This window comes from Roseateles sp. P5_E4 (assembly GCF_054049255.1).
Map to the genome: position 1 here is coordinate 583,565 of NZ_JBFUMS010000001.1, position 20,075 is coordinate 603,639.

A 20,075-nucleotide genomic window follows, 5' to 3' on the forward strand; every position below is an offset into this window, starting at 1 on the left:
CGCTCGGCTAGCATCCCCCGCATGCCGGCCATGCCCCGTCGGCCGCGCCAGTGCGGCCTGAGCCTGATCGAACTCCTGCTCTTCATCGTCGTTGTCAGCATCGCGCTGGCCGCGCTGCTGAAGGTTTTCGTCACGGCCACGACGGCGAGCGCGGAACCCATGATCCGCCGCCAGCAGCTGGCCATCGCCGAGTCGCTGCTGCGCGAGGTGGAGCTGATGAACTTCACCTGGTGCGACCCCGACGATGCCAACGTCGCCACGGCCACGTCGGCCACGGTGTCGCCAACCGGGTGCGCAACGCTCGTCGAAGGCAGCGGCACCGAGCCCGGCGAGACCCGCTACGGCACCACCTCCTTCGACAACGTCAACGACTACGCCGGCTTCTCGATGAGCGGCATCCGCGACGTGGCCAACACGGCCATCGCCGGCCTCGGCGGCTACAGCGCCTCGGTCGCCGTGACCTCGGCCGCCCTGGACAACGTCGTGGCCGGCGAGGCGCTGAAGATCACCGTCACCGTCACTGCGCCCGACAGCAGCACGCTGACCTTGCAAGGCTGGCGCACCCGCTATGCCCCCAACGATGCGAACTGAAGGTGTTCGCTCACGCCAGCAAGGCTTCACGCTGATCGAGGCGGTGATGACCATCGTCCTCACCGGCATCGTCATCACCATAGTCTCGGTCTTCATCGTGCCGGCGACGGATGCCTACTTCGCCAGCAACGACCGCGCCCAGCTCGGCGAACAGGCCGACACCGCCCTGCGCCGCATCTCACGCGACCTGGCCGGTGCTCTGCCCAACAGCGTGCGCGTGAAGGGCAACAGCCTGGAACTCATCCCCGTCAGCGGTGCGGCGCGTTACGCCACCGCCGGCGCCGGTGCCTTGCAGTTCGGCGTCGCGCCCATCCCCAACTTCGCCATCGTCGGGCCGCCGCTCACGATCAGCCATGCCAGCCAGAAGCTGGCCTGGTACAACCTCGGCGCCGACACGCCGGATGCCGACGCCCACGCCGGTGACAACGTGCGCGTCTCCGGCAACGCCGCGGGCAATGCCGTCAACGTCGGCGTCGCGGGCGCAGCGCTGCCCAATGCGCTGCAGTCGCCGCCATATCGCGTCTATGCCATCGAGTCACCCGTCAGCTACACCTGCAATATCGCCGCCGGCACCCTCACCCGCTACAGCGGCTATGCCGCGACAGCCAGCCAGGCCGACCCGCCGGCAGGCACCGCCGCCGTGCTGGCCCGCAACGTCACCGCCTGCAGCTTCAGCTACGGCACCGGCGCGGCGACGGCCCGCTACGCCCTCGCCTCGCTGCAGATCTCGCTGACCCGCTACGGCGAGACCGTGTCCCTCTATCACGCCGTCCACGTGGACAACCTGCCATGAGAACGCTGCGCGGCTTAGCGAACCGGAGTACCGGCTTCACGATGATGTCCATGCTCTTCATCCTCGTGGTGCTGGCCGCGCTGGGCGTGGCGCTGGCCTCGCTGAGCCAGCGCCAGCAGCTCGGCTCGGCCGGCGAACTGGCCGCGGCCAAGGCTTACCAGGCCGCCCTGGCTGGTCTGGATTGGGGCAGCTACCAGGTCCTGCGCGGTGCCGCCCAGCCCATCTGCTTCGCCACCAAGAGCATCGCCCTGCCCGACCAACTGTCCGACTTCACCGTCACCATCACCTGCGCGCGCAATCCGGCTGCCGGCACGGTGACCGACGGCGAGCAGCAACTGGCCTTCTACGTCGTGCAGGCCACCGCCTGCAACATCGCGAGCGGCGGCGCCTGCCCCAACGGCAGCACCACCGAGCCCACCTACGCCGAGCGCCAGCTCAGCCGTACCTTGTCGTACAAGACATGCACGCCGCCCGCTGTCTCCTGCTGATCGCCCTGGCCCTGCTGTGCGGCCTCGCGCAGGCCGCGTCCAGCTACACCTTCCGCAGCGACAGCTATGCCTGGGAGACGGCCGCCAATGCCCTCGCGTGGGACCGCAGTTGCACCAGTTACCCGGGCGACGACGACAAGGCCACCATCACCTTCACCGGCGGCTTCAAGTTCACCTTCGCAGGCACGGCCTACACGTCGGTGCGCGTGCTGACCAATGGTGGACTGCAGTTCGGGACCGACACCGGCTTCTTCCGCAATTACACCAACACCGCCCTGCCGGCCGGCGCGGCCGACACGCAGAGTGGCTGCGTTGCCTCGGCCACGACCAACGTCATCCTGGCCTACTGGACCGACCTCGACCCCAGCCGCGCCGGCAGCGGCGGCGTGACCTGGGAACAGAAGGGCACGGCGCCCAACCGCTACGTCGTCGTGTCCTGGAACGGTGTCTATCAGTACAACACCAGCACCCCCTACACCTTCCAGATCATCCTGTTCGAGAACGGTGAGTTCAAGTACCAGTACGGCAACGCCAATGCGAGCGGCTCCAACGCCACCATCGGCGTGCAGGTCAGCAGCAGCGACACCACCCAGTACTCCTACAACAGCGGCTACAACGCCAACGGCAGCGCCATCCGCTGGTTCGTGCCCAACGGCACGCCGACGCGCCGCGCCGAGTACCGCTTTGACGAATGGAACTACAGCGGTCGCGTCGGCGAGGTGGCGGACAGCAGCGGCAACAGCAACAACGGCGTGCGCATCGGCAACGCAGTCACCTCGGCCACGGCCAAGGTCTGCCGCTCGCTCAGCATCCCGGCCGACACAACGAGTACCAGCCACGCAGTGGACACGCTGCTCGACGTCAACTCCGGCGTCGGCGACAAGGGCGCCGTGACCTTCTGGTACGACGCCAGCACGGCCTGGAACAACTCGGCGGCGATGCTGCTGGACGCGACGACGTCCACGAGCAAGCCCTTCTTCCTGGTGCGCCAGAGCGACGGTTCCCTGCGCCTGACCGTCACCGACAGCAACGGTCTCGTGGTGTCGACCGCCACGCCGGCGCAGTCCGTCGCCGCGAGCACGTGGAAGCACATCGGCATCACCTGGAACCTGGCTACCGGCACCAACCAGAGCACGCTGCGCATCTATCTCAACGGCGTTCAGGTCGGCGCCACGACGGTGACGACCAGCGGCACTCTGGACAACAGCATCGGCACCCTCTTTGTCGGCGACAACCGCAGCAGCACCGCGCCCACCAATGGCACGCTGAGGTCGGCCAACGGCCTCATCGACGAAATGCGGGTCTACAACTACGAGATCAGCGCGCTGGAGCTGACGGCCGACATGGCGCCGGCCTCGCGCACTTGTCCGCTGCCGCTGGACCACTACGAGGTGTGGCTGCCATCCACCAGCCTGACCTGCCTGCCGACGACGGTGACCGTCAAGGCCTGCGCCACCAACGCCGCCAGTTGCAGCGTCGAGACGACGGTCAACGGCACGGCCACGCTGACGACCAGCGCCGGCACGCTGGGCAGCAGCGCCCTCAACTTCAGCAACGGCGTCGCGACGACGACGCTCAGCCTCCCCGGCGGCGCCGACAACACGAACGTGACGCTGACGCTGAGCTCCGAGAGCACCGCCGCCGCCAATGCCCGTGAATGCTGCCCCGATGGCGCCAGCTGCTATGTGTCCAACAGCTGCTCGACGACCTTCAAGCGCTCCGGCTTCCTGGTCTCCACCACCACCACCGGTGCTGCGATCACCCTGCCCATGCAGACGGCTGGCACGGCATCGGCCTCCTATTGGCTGCGTGCCGTCAAGTCCGGCACCAACAACCAAGCCTGCGAGGCTGCCTTGACTGGTTCCCGCAACGTCAACTGGGGCTATCAATGCCTCAATCCGACGAGCTGCGGTGGCAGCAACCTGATGAGCGTCAATGGCACCGCCGTTGCCGGCAACGCCAGCGGCGTGTCCACCGCCACGGCCGCTGTGCCGATGACTTTCGACACCAACGGCAACGCTCCCTTCACGCTGACCTTCAACGACGTCGGCCAGACGTCGCTGTTCTTCAACTACGCGGTCAACCCCGCAGCCGGTGTTGACATCAACGGCACAGGCAACGCCTTCGTCACCAAGCCGGCGCGCTTTCTGATCTCCAACGTCGCCAGCGGCGCCAAGCCCAATCCCGCCGCGGCCAATGATGCCGGCGGCTCTTTCGTGGCTGCAGGCGCCAGCTTCGGCGCCCGTATCACCGCCGTCACCTCAGGGGGAGTTGCCACGCCCAATTTCGGCAAGGAGTCGACGCCCGAAGGCGTGTTGCTGACACCGACCCTGGTGCTGCCTTCGCCGGGCGCCTCCGGCACGCTGACCAACGGCACCGTGGCCGGCAGCCTGTTCATCAACGGCGTCGCCAACGTCGGCAATCTCAGCTACGCCGAGGTCGGCATCATCACGCTGACGCCTGCCCTGGCCAGTAGCGGCTACCTCGGTGTGGCCGCACCGACCGGCGCCGTGACCGGCACGCCCACCGGCAATATCGGCCGCTTCATCCCGGCCGGCCTCACCGTTACGCAGGGCCTGCCTACGCATCGCAGCGATCTGGCATGCGCGCCGGCCTCCACTTTCACTTACCTGGACGAGAACTTCAGCCTCGCGTTCACGCTGACGGCCGTCAATGCCGCCGGCAACAAGACCAGCAACTACACCAGCAATGCCAGCGGCAACTTCACCAAGCTCCCCCTTGGCACGCATGGCAGGTTCAATCTCGCCGGCATCGCTGGTGCAACGAAGTTTGCCGGCCGCGTCGGCGCCTCTGCCAGCGCTGGAAACTGGACCAACGGCACGGCCTCGGTGACCCTCACCGCCAAAGTCGCGCGCGGCGCGACCGTCGACGGTCCCTTCAACAGCGCTCAGTTCGGAATCGCGCCGGTCGATGATGACGGCGTGGCCATGGCCGCCTTCGACCTCGACACCGACGCGGTAGCCGGCAACGATCGAACGCAGGTCAATTCCTCCGGCCCTTCCGGGCAAATCCCCCTGCTGTACGGCCGCCTGCGCCTACAAAATGCGCTCAGCGCCGCCAACCGCACGCTGAAACTGCCGCTGACCGCCCAATCCTGGAACGGCACGGCCTTCGTGACCAACGCCTTGGATTCCTGCACCCGCATCACCGCCGCCAACCTGAGCTTCGGCAACTTCCGCAAGACCCTCACCGCTCAGGATGCGGTCATGTACCCCAACGTCCCCAACACCGCTGTCGTCGTCAACCCGCTGCAACCAACTTACATCACGCTGGCCGCCCCGGGCGGTGGCCGCCTGGGCAGCATGGACGTGGCCGTGGCCCTGAGCTCCACGCCCACCGACGCGTCCTGCCTGAAGACGGCCGGCGGCTGGGCCAGCGCCGCGGTGCCCGCCACCGCCGGCGCCAACCTCGCGTCGCTGCGCGGGGCCTGGTGCGGCGCGGCCGCCACCAGCGACCCCAGCGCCCGCGCCACCTGGGGCCTGTACCGCGGCAGCGACGGCGTCGTCTACCAGCGGGAGAACTATTGATGCGCTGGCCCTGGTCCACCCGCCGCAACGGCCAGCGCCTGCTGCTGCGCCGCGTTGGCGAACAGCATGCCTTTGTGCTGACGGATGGCCCGCCGGGCCCACCCGGCGAAGACAAGCCGGCCCGGCTGCTGCGATGGGGCCTGATGAGCGAGGCAAAACCCGTCACCTCGGGCGACGCCATCGCGCTGCTGGACCCGGCCGACTACCAGATCCTCAAGGTCGACACCCCCAATGTGCCGCCGGAGGAGCTGAAGGCCGCGGCGCGCTGGCAGATCAAGGAGATGGTCGACGTCGACGTTGCCGAACTGACGCTGGATGTCATGCACGTCGGTGGCGACGTCGAGCGCGCGCAGCGCCAGCTCTTCGTCGTCGCGGCCCGCAACAGCGCCATCAAGGCGCTGACCAACGGCGCTGCGGCCATCAGCAGCAACATCACCATCGTCGATGTCTGGGAGACGGCCTTGCGCAATCTGCTCGCCGCCCAGGCCCGTGCCGACGACCTGGCCGCGCGCGCCTGCGCCGCCGTCCATATCGACGAACGCCACTGCCTGCTCGTCGTCAGCGCCGGTGATGAACTCTTCTACACGCGCCGCCTCGAAGGCGACCCCGGCCTGCTGGCGCGTGCGCGCGGCGAGCAGGCCGACGCCGGCGCCGCCGAACTGCCGTTGGGTTTCGAATACCAGCCCGGCGGCACCTTCGACGCCAGCACCACGCAGGAGTCGCCCCTGGTCGTCGAGCTGCAACGCTCCATCGACGTCTGGGAGCGCAGCTGGCCCGAGCTGCCACTGGCGCGGCTGTACGTCATCACGGCCGAGCACGGCGCGGAGGTCGCGACGCTGATCCAGCGCGAGCTCGGCCAGCGCACCGTGGCTCTGAATCCGCTAGCCGCCTTCGCGCCCGACGCGCCGGCCCCCGAGGGCGACGCAGCCCAGGCCCTGGGCGCCTGCCTGCCGCTGCTGGGCGCCGCCTTGCGCACCGAGACTCGAAAGCTCTGATGGCCCAGCAAATCAACCTGCTCACGCCGATCCTGTTGGCACCCAAGCGCTATTTCTCGGCGCTGACACTGGTGCAGGCCACGGGCCTGCTGTGTGTGGCCGGCCTGGTCGCCGCGCTGTGGTTGCAACAGCGCGATCGCAGCGCCGAGATTCAGCACCAGGCCGTCCTTGCGCAATACGCGACGGAGCGCCAGCAGTTGACCGTGGCCCGCGCCAACCTGCCCGCGCCACTGGATGCCGCCACGGTGCAGCAGCAACTGCTGCCACTGGCGGCCGGCAATGCTGATCGCCGTGCGCTGCTGCAGGTGCTGGGCGCCGACGCAGCCGGGCAGCGCCATTCCGACCTGCTCGCACTGATCGCGCGCACCCTGCCCGAATCCGCCTGGCTCAGCGAGCTGCGCTACGCGCCGGGCCGGGTCGAGCTCGTCGGCGGCACGCTGGACACCGCCGTGCTGCGGCCCTGGCTGGCCAGGCTCGCGGCCCATCCGCTACTGGCCGGGCAGCAGTTGTCGGCCCTGCGCGTCGAGCGCCTGGGCGCACCCGGTACAGAGACGGGCGGCAACCCGCTGCTGTCGCGTGACAGCCCGCTCGTCAGCACCGGCCTGCCGGTCTGGGCCTTTCGCGTGGTCAGCGCGCCGGCCCATGCGGCCAGCGCCGCAACCGGAGGCGCACGATGAAGGCGCAGACGACGATCGATCTCGCGCTGCTGCGGCGCCGCCTGGCGCCCTTGCTGCAGCGCTGGGAACGCCAGGCCAAGCGCATTGACGCCCTCAGCCTGCGTGAGCGCGCCATCCTGTTCCTCAGCATCGTGGCGGTACTGGCCCTGCTGTTCGACTCCTTCGTGCTCGCGCCGCAGTCCGCCCGCGCCAAGCTGCGCAGCAACGCTCAGGCGCAGCAGGCCGCCGAGATCAGCAAGCTGCGCGAGCAGTTCATCAGCGCCAGCGGCAGCGGCGGCACGCCGGCCGAACAATTGCAAATCCAGCTCGAAAGCGCCCGCAACGAGCGCCAGCGCCTGGACAGCGAATTGCGCCAGGCCAGCACCGTCAACCCCGCCGAAGGGCTGTCGGCCCTGCTGCAGCGTGTGCTGGCCCAGCAGCCGGGCCTGGTACTGGAACGACTGACGCTGCTGGACGACACGCCCGTCAGCCTGCCGTCTGCATCGGCATCGGCAGCAGGCAACGCGCTGCCGCCGAGCATGCCGGGCATGAGCTGGCAGGGTGTCGAGCTGCAGCTGCAAGGCAGCTACCGCGACACCCAGCACTATGTGCAGGCCCTGGAACGCGAACTGCCGGCGTTGCGTTGGGGCGAGATGCGCCTGAGCAGCGGCGGCCCCAACGAGGTGCCGCGCCTGCTGGCCCGGATCTATCTGCTGAAGGTGCAGCCATGAGAGCGGCATTCATCGCCCTGCTGTTCGCTGCGCCGCTGGCCCAGGCCGCCGACGAACCCAGCCGCGACCCCACGGCCTGGCCACCCGCGCTGCGCAGCGCCATGGCGGCCTCGGCCGCACCGGCCGCGTCTGGCGTTGCGCCGGCCGACAACGCCATCCGCCAGGTCGTCTTCGCGGGAGGCCGCGCTTATGTCGTACAGCGCGGCCGCCGCTATGGCGTGGGCGAACAAATCGAAGGCGCACGCATCGAGCGCATCACCGAACAGGCCGTTTGGCTGCGCGAGGCCGGCCAGGTCCGGCGCGAGCCGCTGTATGGCGGCGTCGAGAAGCGCCCGCCTCCGGAGGCGGCCCGGGCTGCATCCGGCGTCAAGAAATCCAAGGAGAAGCCATGAAGGCCCCCGTCCATCGACTCCTGCTGGCCAGCTCAGCCGCTGCGCTGCTGGCAGCAGGACTGTCAGGTTGCGCCGACAAGCCGCTGCGCGTGGCCCAGCCCAGCCAGGCCCTGCGCGAGGAGCTGCAGGCCCAGCGAGCCGCCCCCGCCGCCTCTGGCGTGCCCGCACCGGCCGTGGTGGCGACGCCCGTACCGCCGCCCGCCCCCGCACTGCCGCCTGAGCCACGTTTCGACCTCATCGTCAATGGCGCACCGGCCCGCGATGTCTTCCTGTCCCTGGTCAGCGACACGCGCTACAGCATGCTCGTGCATCCCAGCGTGTCGGGCCAGTTGTCGGTCACCCTCAAGGGCGTCACGGTGCGCGAATCGCTGGACGCCATCCGCGATGTCTACGGCTTCGACTATTCCATCGACGGCCGCCGCATCACCGTCTTTCCGCCCACGCTGCAGACCCGCGTCTTCACGATCAACGCGCTGGCTCACCAGCGCAGCGGCCGCAGCGAGGTTCGCGTCAGCTCCGGCGCCGCGCCGGCCAGCAGCCAGAACGGCGCCGCCGGTGCAAGCGGCAACACTGGCAGCGCCACCGGCGGCAGCACGACCACGGTCCAGCAGCAGGAGAGCAGCCAGCTCAGCACCAAGGTGTCGAGCGATTTCTGGGGCGAGACCAACAACGCGCTGAAGGCCCTGGTCGGCAGCGGCGAGGGCCGCGCCGTCATCACCAGCCCGCAGACCGGCACGGTCGCCGTGCGAGCCATGCCGGAGGAGCTGCGTCACGTCGAGGCCTGGCTGAAGGCGACGCGCATCGCCGTCGAGCGCCAGGTCATGCTGGAGGCCAAGATCGTCGAGGTCGAGCTGCGCGAGGGCTACCAGAGCGGCATCGACTGGTCGCGCATCGGCGAGCGCAGCGCCATCGGCCAGACCAGCGTCAACCCCTCCATCCCCAGCGGCGTCAGCAGCATCATCAACCCGCTGGTCAGCAACACGCGCGGGCTGCCCACCCTGTCCAGCGGCACGCAAAGCCCAGCCTGGCCCGACCTCATCCCCCTGCCCTCATCCGGCGGCGGCACGCTAGGGCTGGCGCTGGCGCGCGGCGGCTTCCAGGCGCTGCTGGCTTTCGTTGAAAGCCATGGCGACACGCAGATCCTGTCCAGCCCGCGCATCGCGACTCTGAACAACCAGAAGGCCGTGCTGAAGGTCGGCACCGACGACTACTTCATCACCGGCATCAGCGGCAGCAACAGCGGCACCAATACCGGCACCAACGGCACCAACGGCACCACCAACCAGATCCCGACGCTGACGCTGACGCCTTTCTTCAGCGGCATCGCGCTGGACGTGACGCCGCAGATCGACGCGGCCGACATGATCACCCTGCACATCCACCCCTCGGTCTCCAACGTGACCGAGAAGATCAAGCAGGTCGATCTCGGCTCGGTCGGCAACTTCCGCCTGCCGCTGGCCAGCGCCAGCGTCAACGAGAGCGACACCGTGGTGCGCATCCCCGACGGCCACATCGTCGCCATCGGCGGCCTGATGCAGATGGAAGCCACGCGCCGCGGCTCGGGCGTGCCGGGTGCCGACAGCAACCCGCTGACGTCCATGCTGTTCGGCAATCGCGCCAACAACGGCCGCAAGCGCGAGCTCGTCGTCCTCATCAAGCCCAGCATCATCCGCAGCGCGGAGGACTGGGAGCAGCACAACCGCCTGGTCAGCGAGTCCCTGGACGACACCGAAGGCCGCTCGCGGCGCGTGATCCGGGTGGATGGCGCGGCGGCGGCGCCGCAAAAGTAAGCGGTGGCGGGAAAAGTGGCCGGGTCCGCATCCGTGCCCATTCGCACAGCGTGGACGGTCGCAGCCGTCGCGGCCGTCGCACTAGCGCTGGCCGCAGGCAGCTGGCTACTGAACCGATCGGCCGAGGCGCCCACCTCACTGCCGCCCACCCAGCCAGCCCCGCCCTCGGCAACGCTTCTAGGAACGTTGCTACAGCCGATCGTTGACGCGAAGGCCGATGCCGCTACCCAGCCGGCGAGCGCGGCCATGCCCGCTGCGCTTCCCCCGTCCCTGCGCACGCCGACCTCATCGACACCCGATGAACTGCGCACGGTGCAGCGTGCGCTGGAAGAGGGCGCGACGCCAGCGCAGGCGCGCAGGGCAGCCGACGTGCTCGAGCGATGCGAGCATGCGACCCAGACGATCGAATTCGCGTACAGCGTACGCGACCAGGGCGGCCCGCTGCGGCAAGTGTTCGAGAAGACTCCTGGCTTCAACATGGACCAATGGATCAAGGAGAAGCAGGACTTGCAGCGACGCTGCCAGTTCTTCGACACGGCCACCCTGGCGCGCAGGGGCGAGTTTCTCAAGCGAGCCTACGAGGGAGAGCTCCCTGGCATGGCGCTGGCGTACCTGCTGTGGCTCAACGCCCATGCCAACCAGGCCGTCGCCGCACCGGAACTGCTCGGCAAGCTGCAGCGCGAGGTGCGGCAGACCGCCGAGGACGGCGACCTGGAGGCGTTGTCGACCTACGTCCATTCATTCGGCGCGCTGGGCGAGACGGCGATGCAGCGGCAGGCCTACAAGGAAGCGTGGCTGCGCATCCTGACTGAAATGTCCGGCCCGGCGGCGACCAAGGAAAGCCGCGATTCGATGGAGAACGTCGAGAAGATGATGCGCCAAGGGCGCTGGGCGCCGCCGGCGCTGAGCGCCGACGAACAGCGCGAGACCGATGCGCTGACGGAGCGTGTGGTTGATGCCTGGCGCAAGCGCCACTAGGAGGCTCGGGCCGGAGCGCCCTCAGCGCGAGCTGGCCGGCAGCGCGCCCGGCAAATGCGTTGCCTCCCAACCGAGCAGCTTGCGTATCTCCCCTGGCACCGGCAGCGGCTGAACGCCCTCCGGCACACGAGCGAGTTCAAAGCGGCGCAGCTCCGGGCTGCGGAACACAGCTCCTTCGTAGGGCAGTAGCGCCCTGCCCTTGGCTTCCATACCCGGCACGGCCTGCCGGAAGTCGTCGAGGCTGGCGAATTGCGTCTGGCAGTCCGTCCCTGCCGCCGGTGCCCAACTGACCAGAGGCTGGCCCGCGCCACCGGCACGCAGGTAGAGGTTGCCATCGACGCGTTGGGCCATCGGCTGGGTCACCTTGGCGCAGGTGACACGTGCTTGTTCGAAGCGCAGCAGCGGGCCCTTGAGGCCGGCGTCTGCCACCAGCAGGTTGCCCTCGAACACATGGCCGACGCGCTCATTGACATCTGGCCCCGTCTGCGGATGCCAGCCGAAGTGATCGCCCTGGGCGCTGCGCTCGTTGCGATCGATAAGCACCGGCGAATTGAAGAAGGTGTTGTGGTGCACCTTGGCGCCCGCGCTGTTCAGGATGCGGATGCCCTGCTGGTTGTTCACGAACACATTGCCGGCCACAGTCACGCCCTTGCTGATCTCGAAGAACAGCCCCGCCATCGTGCCCTCGACGTAGTTGTTGACGAAGACGCCGTCGACATTGCCCACGTCGTACCAGACGCCGTTGGAGTGTGGCTGCTCGACGATGAGGTTGTCGCGCACGACGACGCGGTAGGACTGGTTGAAGATCTTCACGGCCGACGGGTAGTAGGCGGTCAACTTCTCCACGTTGTTGCGCCGGATGAGGTTGCGCTCCAGCAGCACGTCCGACGAGCCGATGACATAGATGCCCTCGGTGCCGGTGTCGCTGATGAGGGAGTTGCGGATGACGAGCCCGTCGCCGCGGAAGTAGCCGGCCACACGCGAGCAATGGCTGATGGTGACGTTCTCCAGCAGCGTGCCCATGACCTCCTTGCCGTGCTCGCTTTCAGGTGACGGGCCGACGGGATCGTCGGTCGGTTCTTCCGACACCAGCGTCGACGGCTTCTTGCCCTCGATGTCGATGGCCCGGTAGGCGTACTGCGTGAAGGTGATGCCGCGCAGAGTCGGGCCCTTGCGGTCCGACGGCTTGCCGTGGACTTCGCGCGAGGGGCGGTGCAGGGCGATGTCGTGCGCCGTGATCTCGACGAGACGACCGGCCGGGTCGGCGCCGATGTAGACATGACCCTTGGCGTAGTCGATGTAGTAGGCCTTGGCACTGACCTCGCCTTCCCAGCCCGCGGACTGCAGCGGCTCCCCGTCGATGAAGACCATGTCGTTGTTGAAGCGGTGCAGCGGCGTCTTCATGCCCTCACGCTCGCGTTGCCACCAGCCCAGCGGCTGGGCCGGGAACAGCGTGGCCCATTTCGTGCGCCAAACGTTGTTGCCCAGGCTCTGCCACTCGGTCGCCATGCGCGTGCCCTTGAGCACAGGCACTTCATCCAGATAGGGCTGGATGGTGATGCCTTGGTTGAGCTGAAGACCGCCGGTGCGGTAGGTGCCGCCGCGCATGACGATGGCGTCGCCGGTGACGACGCGCGTCACCGCTGCCTCGATGGACGTTGCCTCGTTGATCGACGCACCGGAAGCCTCGGCCTTGCCGTCAGGCGCCACGAAATAGACGTGCGGCGCCTTGGGCACCGCGTAGCGTTGCGGCACCGGGCCATAGGGGCCGCCGGAGGGCTGGGCGATGGCGGCGGTGGCCAGGATCTGTGCGGCCAGCAAACCAAGAGCGCCGACCCAGCGGCGAGAAAGAAGCAAGGACATCGTGCGGTCTCCAGGCGCCTGACGGTAGCGCTACCAATTGCAATGGCGCGCACGCTATCACTGTTTGCGCCGCGCCGAGGCGCATGGAGATCCGCGGCGTGACTTCAGCGCGGCTTGGGGCCCACCAGGCCCAGCGCCAGCGCAATGCCGACCAGCACGATGGCGCCGCCAGCCACCATCTGGGACGTGATGGCTTCCTGCAGGAAGAGCGCCCCCCACAGGATGGCGAAGAGCGGGATCAGAAAGGTCACCGACACCGCGTTCGTCGGCCCGACTCGGCTCATCAGCCGGAAATAGAGGATGTAGGCCAGCGCCGTGCACAGGCCGGCAAGCGCCAGCGCCGAGCCCCAGGCGACGTTGCTCGGCATGGCGGCCGGCCACAGCCAGGCGGCCGGCAGCGCCAGCAGCACGGCGGCGGCGAACTGGCTGCCAGTGGCCACGGCGAGAGGAGAAACGCCGGCGAGATAGCGCTTGGTTGCGTTCGCCGCGATGCCGTAGCAGAGGGTGGCCGTCGCGCAGGCCAGCACGGCCCAGAAGCCCGAATGGTCCTCGCCGGGCTTGAAGCCGGCCTTGTCCCAGGCCAGGAAGGCCACGCCCGCAAAGCCGATGACGAGGCCGAGCACGCGCCATGGTGTCAGCCCCTGGCGCAACCAGACGAAGGCGACGACGGCCGTCCACAACGGCGTCGTCGCGTTGACGATGCTGGACAGGCCGGCCGTGATCGACAGGGCCGCGAAGGAGAACAACGCAAACGGGATGGCGCTGTTGAGCGCGCCGACGAGCAGCAAGCCCTTCCAGTGCTTGCGCAGGTCAGCCAGATTGCCGCGCGCTGCCAGCAGCGGGATCAGCATGGCGCTGGCCAGGCCGACGCGCACGGCCGCCAGCGCGATCGGGCCGAACTCATGGGCCCCGAGGCGCATGAACAGGAAGGAGGCGCCCCAGAGCGCGGCGAGCAGTACCAGCTCGCCGATGTCGAAAGCCTTCATGCGGTAGCACCCTCCAGGCTCAACAGGGCCTGCTTGCGCTCCAACCCGCCGGCATACCCGGTCAATGAGCCATCGGCGCCGACGACGCGATGGCAGGGCACGAGAACGGAGATCGGGTTGCGGCCTACTGCGGCGCCCAGCGCCCGCGCCGCACTGGCGCGCCCCAGCCGCTCAGCAAGCGCGCCATAGGTCGAGGGCTGCCCCGGCGCGATGGCCAGCAGCGCCTGCCAGACCTCGCGCTGAAAGGCCGTGCCGGCCGGGTCCAGCGGCGGCAGGTCGAAAGACTTGCCGCTGAAATAGGCCGTCAGCGCCGCTTCGGTGGCCGACAGGACGGCGTCGCTGCCGTCGTCCTCGGGTACGTCCAGCGTGCCGGGATGGTGCTTCTGCCCGTCAAACCACAGGCCCGACAGGCCCGCGGCGCTGCGTGCGGCCGTCAGCGGGCCGAGTGGGGTTTCGATCCTGCGTTGCAAAACGTGATGGTTCATCGAGTAACTCCGATCTTTCTGATTGGCCGCGCGACTGCCGCGGAACTGGCTTTGCCAGGCCGCTGGCAGTGCCCCCTTGAGGGGGCGCGCGAAGCGCGTACGGGGTGGGTCAAGCCCTTCTCCAGAGATGAAGGACGGCGTAGCTGCGGTAGGGGCGATAGTGCTCCGCGGCTTCGAGATAGGCCTTGGGCGACAGCAGCGGGCCTTCGCGGCTCAGGGCCTTGCGCAGGACAACGTCGCCGGGCGGGAAGGCGTCGGGCCAGCTCCAGCCCCGCATCAACATGTAGCCGGCTGTCCAGGGGCCGATGCCGGGGATGGCCGTCAGCTCGGCGGCAGCGGCTTCTGGTGAACCCTCGTGGCGGGCAAAGGCCAGCGTCGGCCAGGCCTGGGCCAGGGCGATGAGGCTGTCGGCACGTCGGCCAATGATGCCGAGCGAGGCGATGTCGTCGCGCGTCGCCTCGGCAATGCACTCGGGTGTGGGGAACAAGCGTTGGCAGCCTTCCGGCGCGTCAGGCAAGGCTTCGCCGAAACGCTCGACGAAACGGCCGGCGAGTGTGCGAGCGGCCGCCACGGTGACCTGCTGGCCCAGCACGGCGCGTACCGCCAGCTCGAAGCGGTCCAGGCAACCCGGCAGCCGCTGGCCTGCGACGGCCGCCTCGCCCAACGCAGCGGCGATGGCCTCGGGTTCGGCGTCCAGGTCCAGCCAGCGGCGCAACAGCGGCAATAGCGAGCCGACGGCAGGCCAGAGCGTGGGGGACAGTTCGACGCCGACCTCTCCCGCCTTGGCGAAGCTCACGCGCAGCCAGCCGGCATGGCGCCGGCCGGCGTGAGTCAGCGCCAGGGAGCGTGTGACGCCGCCCTCCTCCACCCGCTCAACCCCCGTGATCGCACGCGGCGCAAGAAACGCCAGCACGCCAGCCACGTCATAGGGCTGGCGGTAGCTCAGCCGCAGCCGCGACACGGGAGCCGCACCGCCACCCTCGCGCCGCAGGGCTGTGGGCTGCAGGCGGTAGTGCTCGACGAAGGCGGCGTTGAAGCGCCGCAGGCTCGCATAGCCGGCCGCGAAGGCGATCTCGCTGACGGGCAGCGTGCTGTCGGTCAGCAGGGCCTTGGCGAGCAGCAGGCGGCGCGTCTGCAGGTATTGCAAGGGCGACACGCCGTGCTCGGCCTGAAAGATGCGGCGCAGATGCCGGCTCGTGATGCCGAGATGGGCTGCCAGGTCTTCGACGCTGGCCTCGGCGTCATCGCAGGCATCCAGCCAGGCGGCGGCCTGCTGGGCGAGCGTTCGCGAGGCGTCCATCGTCGTCCACGGCAGGGCGCGCGGTGCCAGCTCGGGCCGGCATTTCATGCAGGGGCGAAAGGCGGCGGCTTCGGCCTGGGCCGCCGTCGAGAAAAAGCGGCAGTTCTCGCGCCGCGGCAGGCGCACCCGGCATACAGGGCGGCAGTAGATGCCGGTGGACGTGACGCCCACGTAGAGCCGCCCGTCGAAGCGCGCGTCGTGCGACTGCAGGACGGCGTAGGCGGCATCGGGAGGGAGGGTCTCGGACAACATGCAGCCAGTCTAGGACGGGCCCCTGCCAGATCCTGGCAGTTTTCGGACATGCCCCCAGAACTTACTGGAGGTAGCGGCGGCGGATGCGGGCGACGGTGCCGTCTTCTTCAAGCTGGCGGTAGGCCGCGACCCAGCGCCGTGCCTCGGCGGCATCGAGCCCGAGCGACGCGGCCATGTAGAGCGTGGCTTCGCCGAGCGTCGTCTGCAACACGAAGAGCATGCGGGCCTGGCCATACTCGTCCATTGCGGCCTCCAGCATGGGCGTGCCGGCGTAGACGGCATCCAGCGCCTGCTCGCGCAGGAGGCGCAACAGGTCGCGGTAGTCTTTCGCTTCGACGATGGTCTTGAAGCGCTCGGCCCGCAGATTGGCCGCAATGGGTGAGCCGCGCAGCACGCCGATGCGCAGCTCACGCAACTGGTCGAGCTCCAGGCGCGACTCGGTCGCGAGGGTGTAGAGGCCGTAGCGCACCGTCATCAGCGGCACCAGCCACTGGAAGCGGGCCTCCCGGTCCGGCGTCCGCGCCAGCGGAAAGATGCCGTAGTGCCGCCCCTGCTCGACCGTGCGCACCGCGCGCGCCCAGGGGACGTAGCTGACGAGGGCCGGCCTGCCCAGGCGCTGGGCCATGGCAACGGCCAACTCGTGGGCGAAGCCGCGTGGGCCACCGCTCGCCTCCCACGCAAAGGGTGGCAGATTCCCGGCCACCCACTCCAATGGCGGCGCGGCCTGGGCCGTGCCCAGCAGTACAGCCGGGGCGAACAGCAGGCAGCGGCGGGACAACAGCATGCCCCGACTCTAAGCCGGGTGAAGGCCGTTCTACATCGCCTTGAACAGATGAACGTAGGCGCGGCTGACAGGCAGCTCGCGAGCCTGGCCGCGAATGCGCACGAAGAGCCGGCTCTGCTCGTCGCGGCGCGTGCCGGCGAGGTGGTCGAGGTTGATGATGGTGGAGCGGTGCACCTGCCAGAAGCGGTCGGGGTCCAACTGGCCACCGAGCTCGAAGATGGGCGTGCGGATCAGGTGTTCGGCAGTGGCCGTCTGCACGACGGTGTACTTGTCGTCTGCGTGGAAGAACAGCACTTCATCGACGGGAATCTGGTGCATCAGCTCCCCCTGGGCGGCGCGGATATAGCGCAGCCGTGCCGATGCGGCGGTGGGCAGCAGCCGCTTGAGCGTCTCGGCCAGCGCATCGTCGCCAGCCGGCGGTGGCGCCTCCTGGCGCAGGCGCGTCACACACGCGGCCAGGCGCTCGGCTTTCAGCGGCTTGAGCAGGTAGTCGACGGCACGGGCCTCGAAGGCTTCGACAGCGTACTGGTCATAGGCCGTCACGAAGACAACGCGCGTTGCACCCTCAATGCCCTGGGCCACCTCCAGGCCGGTCAGGCCGGGCATCTGGATGTCCAGAAAGGCCAGGTCGGGCTCGAGGTCGGCGATGGCTTCGGCGGCCTCGACGCCGTTGGCGGCGATCCTGACGATCTGCAGCTCGGGCCAGGCCTGGGCGAGCTGGGCTTTCAGGTACTGGGCCAGGTGGGGTTCGTCATCGGCGATGAGGGCTGTCGTCATGGTGTTCAGGCAGAAAAGGGAATGCAGATGCGGGCGCGGGTGCCGCCGCCTTCGCGGGGTTGAAGTTCGAGCGTGGCGCGCAGGCCCCAGCGGGCTTTGAGCCGCTCGCGGATGTTGTCGAGGGCGACGCCGTTGCCACCTCGCCGTTTCGGGGCGTCCAGCCCCTGGCCATCGTCGTCGACATCGATGACCAGCGTGTCGGCCTCACGCCGCGCGCTGACGACGATCTCGCCGCCGGCGATCTTGGGCTCCAGGCCGTGGTGGATGGCGTTCTCCACCAGCGGCTGCACGAGCAGCGGCGGCAGCTCAATGCCGTTCAACTCGGGCGGCAAGTCCAGGCGCACGCGCAGCCGCTCGCCCATGCGCAATTGCATCAGCGCGAGATAGGCCTCCAGCATCGCGAACTCCTGGGCCAGCGTCGTCGCGTCGCCGCGCAACTGGCCCAGGCTGGCGCGCAGGTAATCGGTGAAGCGCTCCAGCATCTGCTTGGCCCGCGCCGGGTCGAAGTCGATCAGGCTTTGCACATTGGCCAGCGTGTTGAACAGGAAATGCGGCTCGATCTGGCCCTGCAGCAGCTTGAGCTGGGCCTCGGTCACCCGGGCCTGCAGCATCTCCTGGCGCCACCGCGCGCGGTAGCGAAAGCTCGCCACGACGGAAATGAACACCGAGATCAGCAGGAACTGGCGCCAGAAACCGAAGCTGGCCAGCAGCTGCAACGTGTTGCCGTTGCCCATCCAGATGCGGTCGACCAGCCACATGCCAACGACCACGCCAAGCAGCGCGCAGCTGATGGACAACACAGAGAAGAACAGTCCCGAGCGCCAGTCGCGCCAACCCATGACGGTGTCCAGCCAGCGCTGCGGCGCCAGCCGCTCGAAGGCGCGAAAGATGCTGAAAAAGCCGATCGACACACACAGGCTGACGAGCATGTTGCCTGGCATCAGGGCCTGCCACCAGAAGAGCGAACCGAGATTGCCCTGTTGCAGGCCGGCCATGACGGAAAAAACGGTGCCGAAACCAAGCGTCCAGATCAGGTAGATCAGCAGCCGAAAGCGCATCCGGTCCGGGCGATGCTTCATCAGCACGCGCTGGTGGCGCAGGGCCTGGGCGAATTCCTCGGTGAATGTCATGGGGCGCGAGTGTAGGAAGCCGCGGCGGCATGCCCCTTGCATGAGTGACGAATCGACAGCCGATGCGACGGATGGTCGGCCACGGGCCGTGCCTACAATCCGGCGCGTTTTCAAAACCCAGTATTCGAGGGCATTTCATGCAGGTTCACGCATCCATCTTCAAGGCCTATGACATCCGTGGCGTCGTCGGCCAGACCTTGAACGAGGAGCTCGCAGAGCACCTGGGTCGTGCCTTCGGCACCGAGGCCAAGGCCCTGGGCGAAAAGGCCGTCGCTGTCGGCCGTGACGGCCGCCTGTCGGGCCCCGGCCTGGTCGCAGCACTCGTGCGTGGCCTGCGCTCTACGGGCCTGGACGTCGTCGACATCGGCGCCGTGACCACGCCCATGCTCTATTACGTCGCTGCCACGCGCGGTGCGCACGGCTGCAGCTCCGGCATCATGGTCACGGGCAGCCACAACCCCAAGGACTACAACGGCTTCAAGATGGTGCTCAAGGGCGCCGCCGTCTATGGCGAGCAGATCCAGGGCCTGCGCCAGCGCATCGAGGCCGAGGACTACGCCAAGGGCAAGGGCCGTGTCGGCAAGATCGACATCGTGCCCGAGTACACCCACCGCGTCGTCAACGACTGCAAGCTGGCCCGCCCGATGAAGATCGTCGTCGACAGTGGCAACGGCATCCCCGGCGCCTCCGCACCGGCCATCCTGCGCGCGCTCGGCTGCGAGGTCATTGACATCTTCTCCAAGGTCGACGGCGACTTCCCCAACCACCATCCGGACCCGAGCCGTCCCGAGAACCTGGAAGACCTGAAGCGCGTCGTCCACGCCACCGGCGCTGAGCTTGGCCTGGCCTTCGACGGCGACGGCGACCGCCTCGGCATCGTCACCAAAGACGGCGAGATGATCATGCCGGACCGCCAGATCATGCTGATCGCGGCCGACATCCTGAAGCGCCAGAAGGGCGCCGAGATCATCTTCGACGTCAAGTGCACGCAGCGCCTGGCACCGTGGATCAAGAAGCACGGCGGCAAGCCGCTGATGTGGATGACCGGCCACTCGCTGGCCAAGGCCAAGCTGAAGGAGACCGGCGCGCCGCTGGCCGGCGAGCTGTCGGGCCACATCTTCTTCGCCGAGCGCTGGTACGGCTTCGACGACGCGATGTACACGGCCGGCCGCATGCTGGAGATCCTGTCGCGGGCCAAGGACCCGAGCGCCGTGCTGCAGGCCCTGCCCAACAGCTTCAACACGCCCGAGATCAACGTGCCCTGCGCCGAAGGCGAGCATCACGAGGTCGTCAAGACGCTGAAGGCCCAGACGACGCTGGCCGACTTCCCCGGTGCGAACGAGCTGATCACCATCGACGGCCTGCGCATCGAGTACGCGGATGGTTTCGGTCTCATCCGCCCGTCCAACACGACGCCCGTGCTGGTGCTGCGCTTCGAAGGCCATACGCCCGAGGCGCTGGAACGCATCCAGCACGACGTGCTGGAGCAACTCAAGCGCGTGAAGCCGGACGCGACCTTCGCCGCGGGCCACTGAG

Annotated in this window: 18 protein-coding genes; 11 read left to right on the forward strand and 7 right to left on the reverse strand. The window is 68.5% G+C overall.

The window, feature by feature from the left end; translation table 11 throughout:
* Window positions 1–30 precede the first annotated feature (30 nt).
* Genes ACXJLH_RS02500 through ACXJLH_RS02545 form a run of 10 tightly spaced genes read left to right on the forward strand, consistent with a single transcriptional unit; the run spans window position 31 to window position 10,962 of the window.
* On the forward strand, window positions 31–591 hold the full coding sequence (locus ACXJLH_RS02500) for a type IV pilus modification PilV family protein (protein ID WP_457442368.1): 561 nt from the start codon (window positions 31–33) through the stop codon (window positions 589–591).
* Window positions 581–1,384, forward strand: coding sequence for a type II secretion system protein (locus ACXJLH_RS02505; RefSeq protein ID WP_457442369.1), 804 nt, complete (start codon window positions 581–583; stop codon window positions 1,382–1,384). Before ACXJLH_RS02500 ends, ACXJLH_RS02505 begins: the two co-directional genes overlap by 11 nt.
* Window positions 1,381–1,872 carry an agglutinin biogenesis protein MshP gene (locus tag ACXJLH_RS02510; RefSeq protein ID WP_457352705.1) on the forward strand — a complete coding sequence of 164 codons (492 nt, stop codon included), beginning with the start codon at window positions 1,381–1,383 and terminating at the stop codon, window positions 1,870–1,872. The genes ACXJLH_RS02505 and ACXJLH_RS02510 overlap by 4 nt, the downstream gene beginning before the upstream one ends.
* Window positions 1,845–5,420, forward strand: a complete 3,576-nt coding sequence (locus ACXJLH_RS02515) for a DUF6701 domain-containing protein (protein WP_457442370.1) — start codon at window positions 1,845–1,847, stop codon at window positions 5,418–5,420. Before ACXJLH_RS02510 ends, ACXJLH_RS02515 begins: the two co-directional genes overlap by 28 nt.
* Window positions 5,420–6,415, forward strand: coding sequence for a hypothetical protein (locus tag ACXJLH_RS02520; protein ID WP_457442371.1), 996 nt, complete (start codon window positions 5,420–5,422; stop codon window positions 6,413–6,415). Before ACXJLH_RS02515 ends, ACXJLH_RS02520 begins: the two co-directional genes overlap by 1 nt.
* Window positions 6,415–7,092, forward strand: a complete 678-nt coding sequence (locus ACXJLH_RS02525; protein WP_457442372.1) for a PilN domain-containing protein — start codon at window positions 6,415–6,417, stop codon at window positions 7,090–7,092. The genes ACXJLH_RS02520 and ACXJLH_RS02525 overlap by 1 nt, the downstream gene beginning before the upstream one ends.
* A complete protein-coding gene (locus ACXJLH_RS02530; RefSeq protein WP_056202246.1) occupies window positions 7,089–7,802 on the forward strand; it encodes a hypothetical protein in 714 nt (237 codons plus the stop codon). Before ACXJLH_RS02525 ends, ACXJLH_RS02530 begins: the two co-directional genes overlap by 4 nt.
* Window positions 7,799–8,194 carry a hypothetical protein gene (locus ACXJLH_RS02535; protein ID WP_457442373.1) on the forward strand — a complete coding sequence of 132 codons (396 nt, stop codon included), beginning with the start codon at window positions 7,799–7,801 and terminating at the stop codon, window positions 8,192–8,194. The genes ACXJLH_RS02530 and ACXJLH_RS02535 overlap by 4 nt, the downstream gene beginning before the upstream one ends.
* Window positions 8,191–9,984 (forward strand): secretin N-terminal domain-containing protein, encoded by a 1,794-nt coding sequence (locus ACXJLH_RS02540; protein ID WP_457442374.1) that lies wholly within the window; start codon window positions 8,191–8,193, stop codon window positions 9,982–9,984. Before ACXJLH_RS02535 ends, ACXJLH_RS02540 begins: the two co-directional genes overlap by 4 nt.
* A 3-nt stretch (window positions 9,985–9,987) precedes the next feature.
* Window positions 9,988–10,962 carry a hypothetical protein gene (locus ACXJLH_RS02545; protein ID WP_457442375.1) on the forward strand — a complete coding sequence of 325 codons (975 nt, stop codon included), beginning with the start codon at window positions 9,988–9,990 and terminating at the stop codon, window positions 10,960–10,962.
* 21 nt (window positions 10,963–10,983) lie between these two features.
* On the opposite strand, the gene ACXJLH_RS02550 is transcribed toward ACXJLH_RS02545, so the two are convergent.
* The 7 genes from ACXJLH_RS02550 to ACXJLH_RS02580 all read right to left on the reverse strand — a co-directional run bounded on the left by ACXJLH_RS02550 (window position 10,984) and on the right by ACXJLH_RS02580 (window position 18,539).
* Window positions 10,984–12,825, reverse strand: coding sequence for a right-handed parallel beta-helix repeat-containing protein (locus ACXJLH_RS02550; protein ID WP_457442376.1), 1,842 nt, complete (start codon window positions 12,823–12,825; stop codon window positions 10,984–10,986).
* 104 nt (window positions 12,826–12,929) lie between these two features.
* Window positions 12,930–13,811 (reverse strand): DMT family transporter, encoded by an 882-nt coding sequence (locus tag ACXJLH_RS02555; RefSeq protein ID WP_056202226.1) that lies wholly within the window; start codon window positions 13,809–13,811, stop codon window positions 12,930–12,932.
* Window positions 13,808–14,296: a methylated-DNA--[protein]-cysteine S-methyltransferase gene (locus ACXJLH_RS02560; protein ID WP_457442377.1), complete on the reverse strand. Its 489-nt coding sequence runs from the start codon at window positions 14,294–14,296 to the stop codon at window positions 13,808–13,810. The genes ACXJLH_RS02555 and ACXJLH_RS02560 overlap by 4 nt, the downstream gene beginning before the upstream one ends.
* A 109-nt stretch (window positions 14,297–14,405) precedes the next feature.
* Window positions 14,406–15,848 (reverse strand): DNA-3-methyladenine glycosylase 2 family protein, encoded by a 1,443-nt coding sequence (locus tag ACXJLH_RS02565; RefSeq protein WP_457442378.1) that lies wholly within the window; start codon window positions 15,846–15,848, stop codon window positions 14,406–14,408.
* Between the two features lie 61 nt (window positions 15,849–15,909).
* A complete protein-coding gene (locus ACXJLH_RS02570; protein ID WP_457325035.1) occupies window positions 15,910–16,632 on the reverse strand; it encodes a substrate-binding periplasmic protein in 723 nt (240 codons plus the stop codon).
* A 30-nt stretch (window positions 16,633–16,662) separates the two neighbouring features.
* Window positions 16,663–17,409 (reverse strand): LytR/AlgR family response regulator transcription factor, encoded by a 747-nt coding sequence (locus tag ACXJLH_RS02575; RefSeq protein ID WP_056202214.1) that lies wholly within the window; start codon window positions 17,407–17,409, stop codon window positions 16,663–16,665.
* 5 nt (window positions 17,410–17,414) lie between these two features.
* On the reverse strand, window positions 17,415–18,539 hold the full coding sequence (locus ACXJLH_RS02580; RefSeq protein WP_457442379.1) for a sensor histidine kinase: 1,125 nt from the start codon (window positions 18,537–18,539) through the stop codon (window positions 17,415–17,417).
* Between the two features lie 137 nt (window positions 18,540–18,676).
* Between ACXJLH_RS02580 and ACXJLH_RS02585 the strand changes: the two genes are divergently transcribed.
* Window positions 18,677–20,074, forward strand: a complete 1,398-nt coding sequence (locus ACXJLH_RS02585; protein ID WP_457442380.1) for a phosphomannomutase/phosphoglucomutase — start codon at window positions 18,677–18,679, stop codon at window positions 20,072–20,074.
* Window position 20,075 lies beyond the last annotated feature (1 nt).

What these genes read in the sequence shown, in the direction of transcription:
- ACXJLH_RS02515 (WP_457442370.1), top strand. Translation starts at nt 1,845, where the DNA reads ATGCACGCCGCCCGCTGTCTCCTGCTGATCGCCCTGGCCCTGCTGTGC.
- ACXJLH_RS02565 (WP_457442378.1), bottom strand. Translation starts at nt 15,848, where the DNA reads ATGTTGTCCGAGACCCTCCCTCCCGATGCCGCCTACGCCGTCCTGCAG.
- ACXJLH_RS02540 (WP_457442374.1), top strand. Translation starts at nt 8,191, where the DNA reads ATGAAGGCCCCCGTCCATCGACTCCTGCTGGCCAGCTCAGCCGCTGCG.
- ACXJLH_RS02550 (WP_457442376.1), bottom strand. Translation starts at nt 12,825, where the DNA reads ATGTCCTTGCTTCTTTCTCGCCGCTGGGTCGGCGCTCTTGGTTTGCTG.
- ACXJLH_RS02520 (WP_457442371.1), top strand. Translation starts at nt 5,420, where the DNA reads ATGCGCTGGCCCTGGTCCACCCGCCGCAACGGCCAGCGCCTGCTGCTG.
- ACXJLH_RS02525 (WP_457442372.1), top strand. Translation starts at nt 6,415, where the DNA reads ATGGCCCAGCAAATCAACCTGCTCACGCCGATCCTGTTGGCACCCAAG.
- ACXJLH_RS02585 (WP_457442380.1), top strand. Translation starts at nt 18,677, where the DNA reads ATGCAGGTTCACGCATCCATCTTCAAGGCCTATGACATCCGTGGCGTC.
- ACXJLH_RS02505 (WP_457442369.1), top strand. Translation starts at nt 581, where the DNA reads ATGCGAACTGAAGGTGTTCGCTCACGCCAGCAAGGCTTCACGCTGATC.
- ACXJLH_RS02530 (WP_056202246.1), top strand. Translation starts at nt 7,089, where the DNA reads ATGAAGGCGCAGACGACGATCGATCTCGCGCTGCTGCGGCGCCGCCTG.
- ACXJLH_RS02570 (WP_457325035.1), bottom strand. Translation starts at nt 16,632, where the DNA reads ATGCTGTTGTCCCGCCGCTGCCTGCTGTTCGCCCCGGCTGTACTGCTG.
- ACXJLH_RS02560 (WP_457442377.1), bottom strand. Translation starts at nt 14,296, where the DNA reads ATGAACCATCACGTTTTGCAACGCAGGATCGAAACCCCACTCGGCCCG.
- ACXJLH_RS02535 (WP_457442373.1), top strand. Translation starts at nt 7,799, where the DNA reads ATGAGAGCGGCATTCATCGCCCTGCTGTTCGCTGCGCCGCTGGCCCAG.
- ACXJLH_RS02500 (WP_457442368.1), top strand. Translation starts at nt 31, where the DNA reads ATGCCCCGTCGGCCGCGCCAGTGCGGCCTGAGCCTGATCGAACTCCTG.
- ACXJLH_RS02580 (WP_457442379.1), bottom strand. Translation starts at nt 18,539, where the DNA reads ATGACATTCACCGAGGAATTCGCCCAGGCCCTGCGCCACCAGCGCGTG.
- ACXJLH_RS02555 (WP_056202226.1), bottom strand. Translation starts at nt 13,811, where the DNA reads ATGAAGGCTTTCGACATCGGCGAGCTGGTACTGCTCGCCGCGCTCTGG.
- ACXJLH_RS02575 (WP_056202214.1), bottom strand. Translation starts at nt 17,409, where the DNA reads ATGACGACAGCCCTCATCGCCGATGACGAACCCCACCTGGCCCAGTAC.
- ACXJLH_RS02510 (WP_457352705.1), top strand. Translation starts at nt 1,381, where the DNA reads ATGAGAACGCTGCGCGGCTTAGCGAACCGGAGTACCGGCTTCACGATG.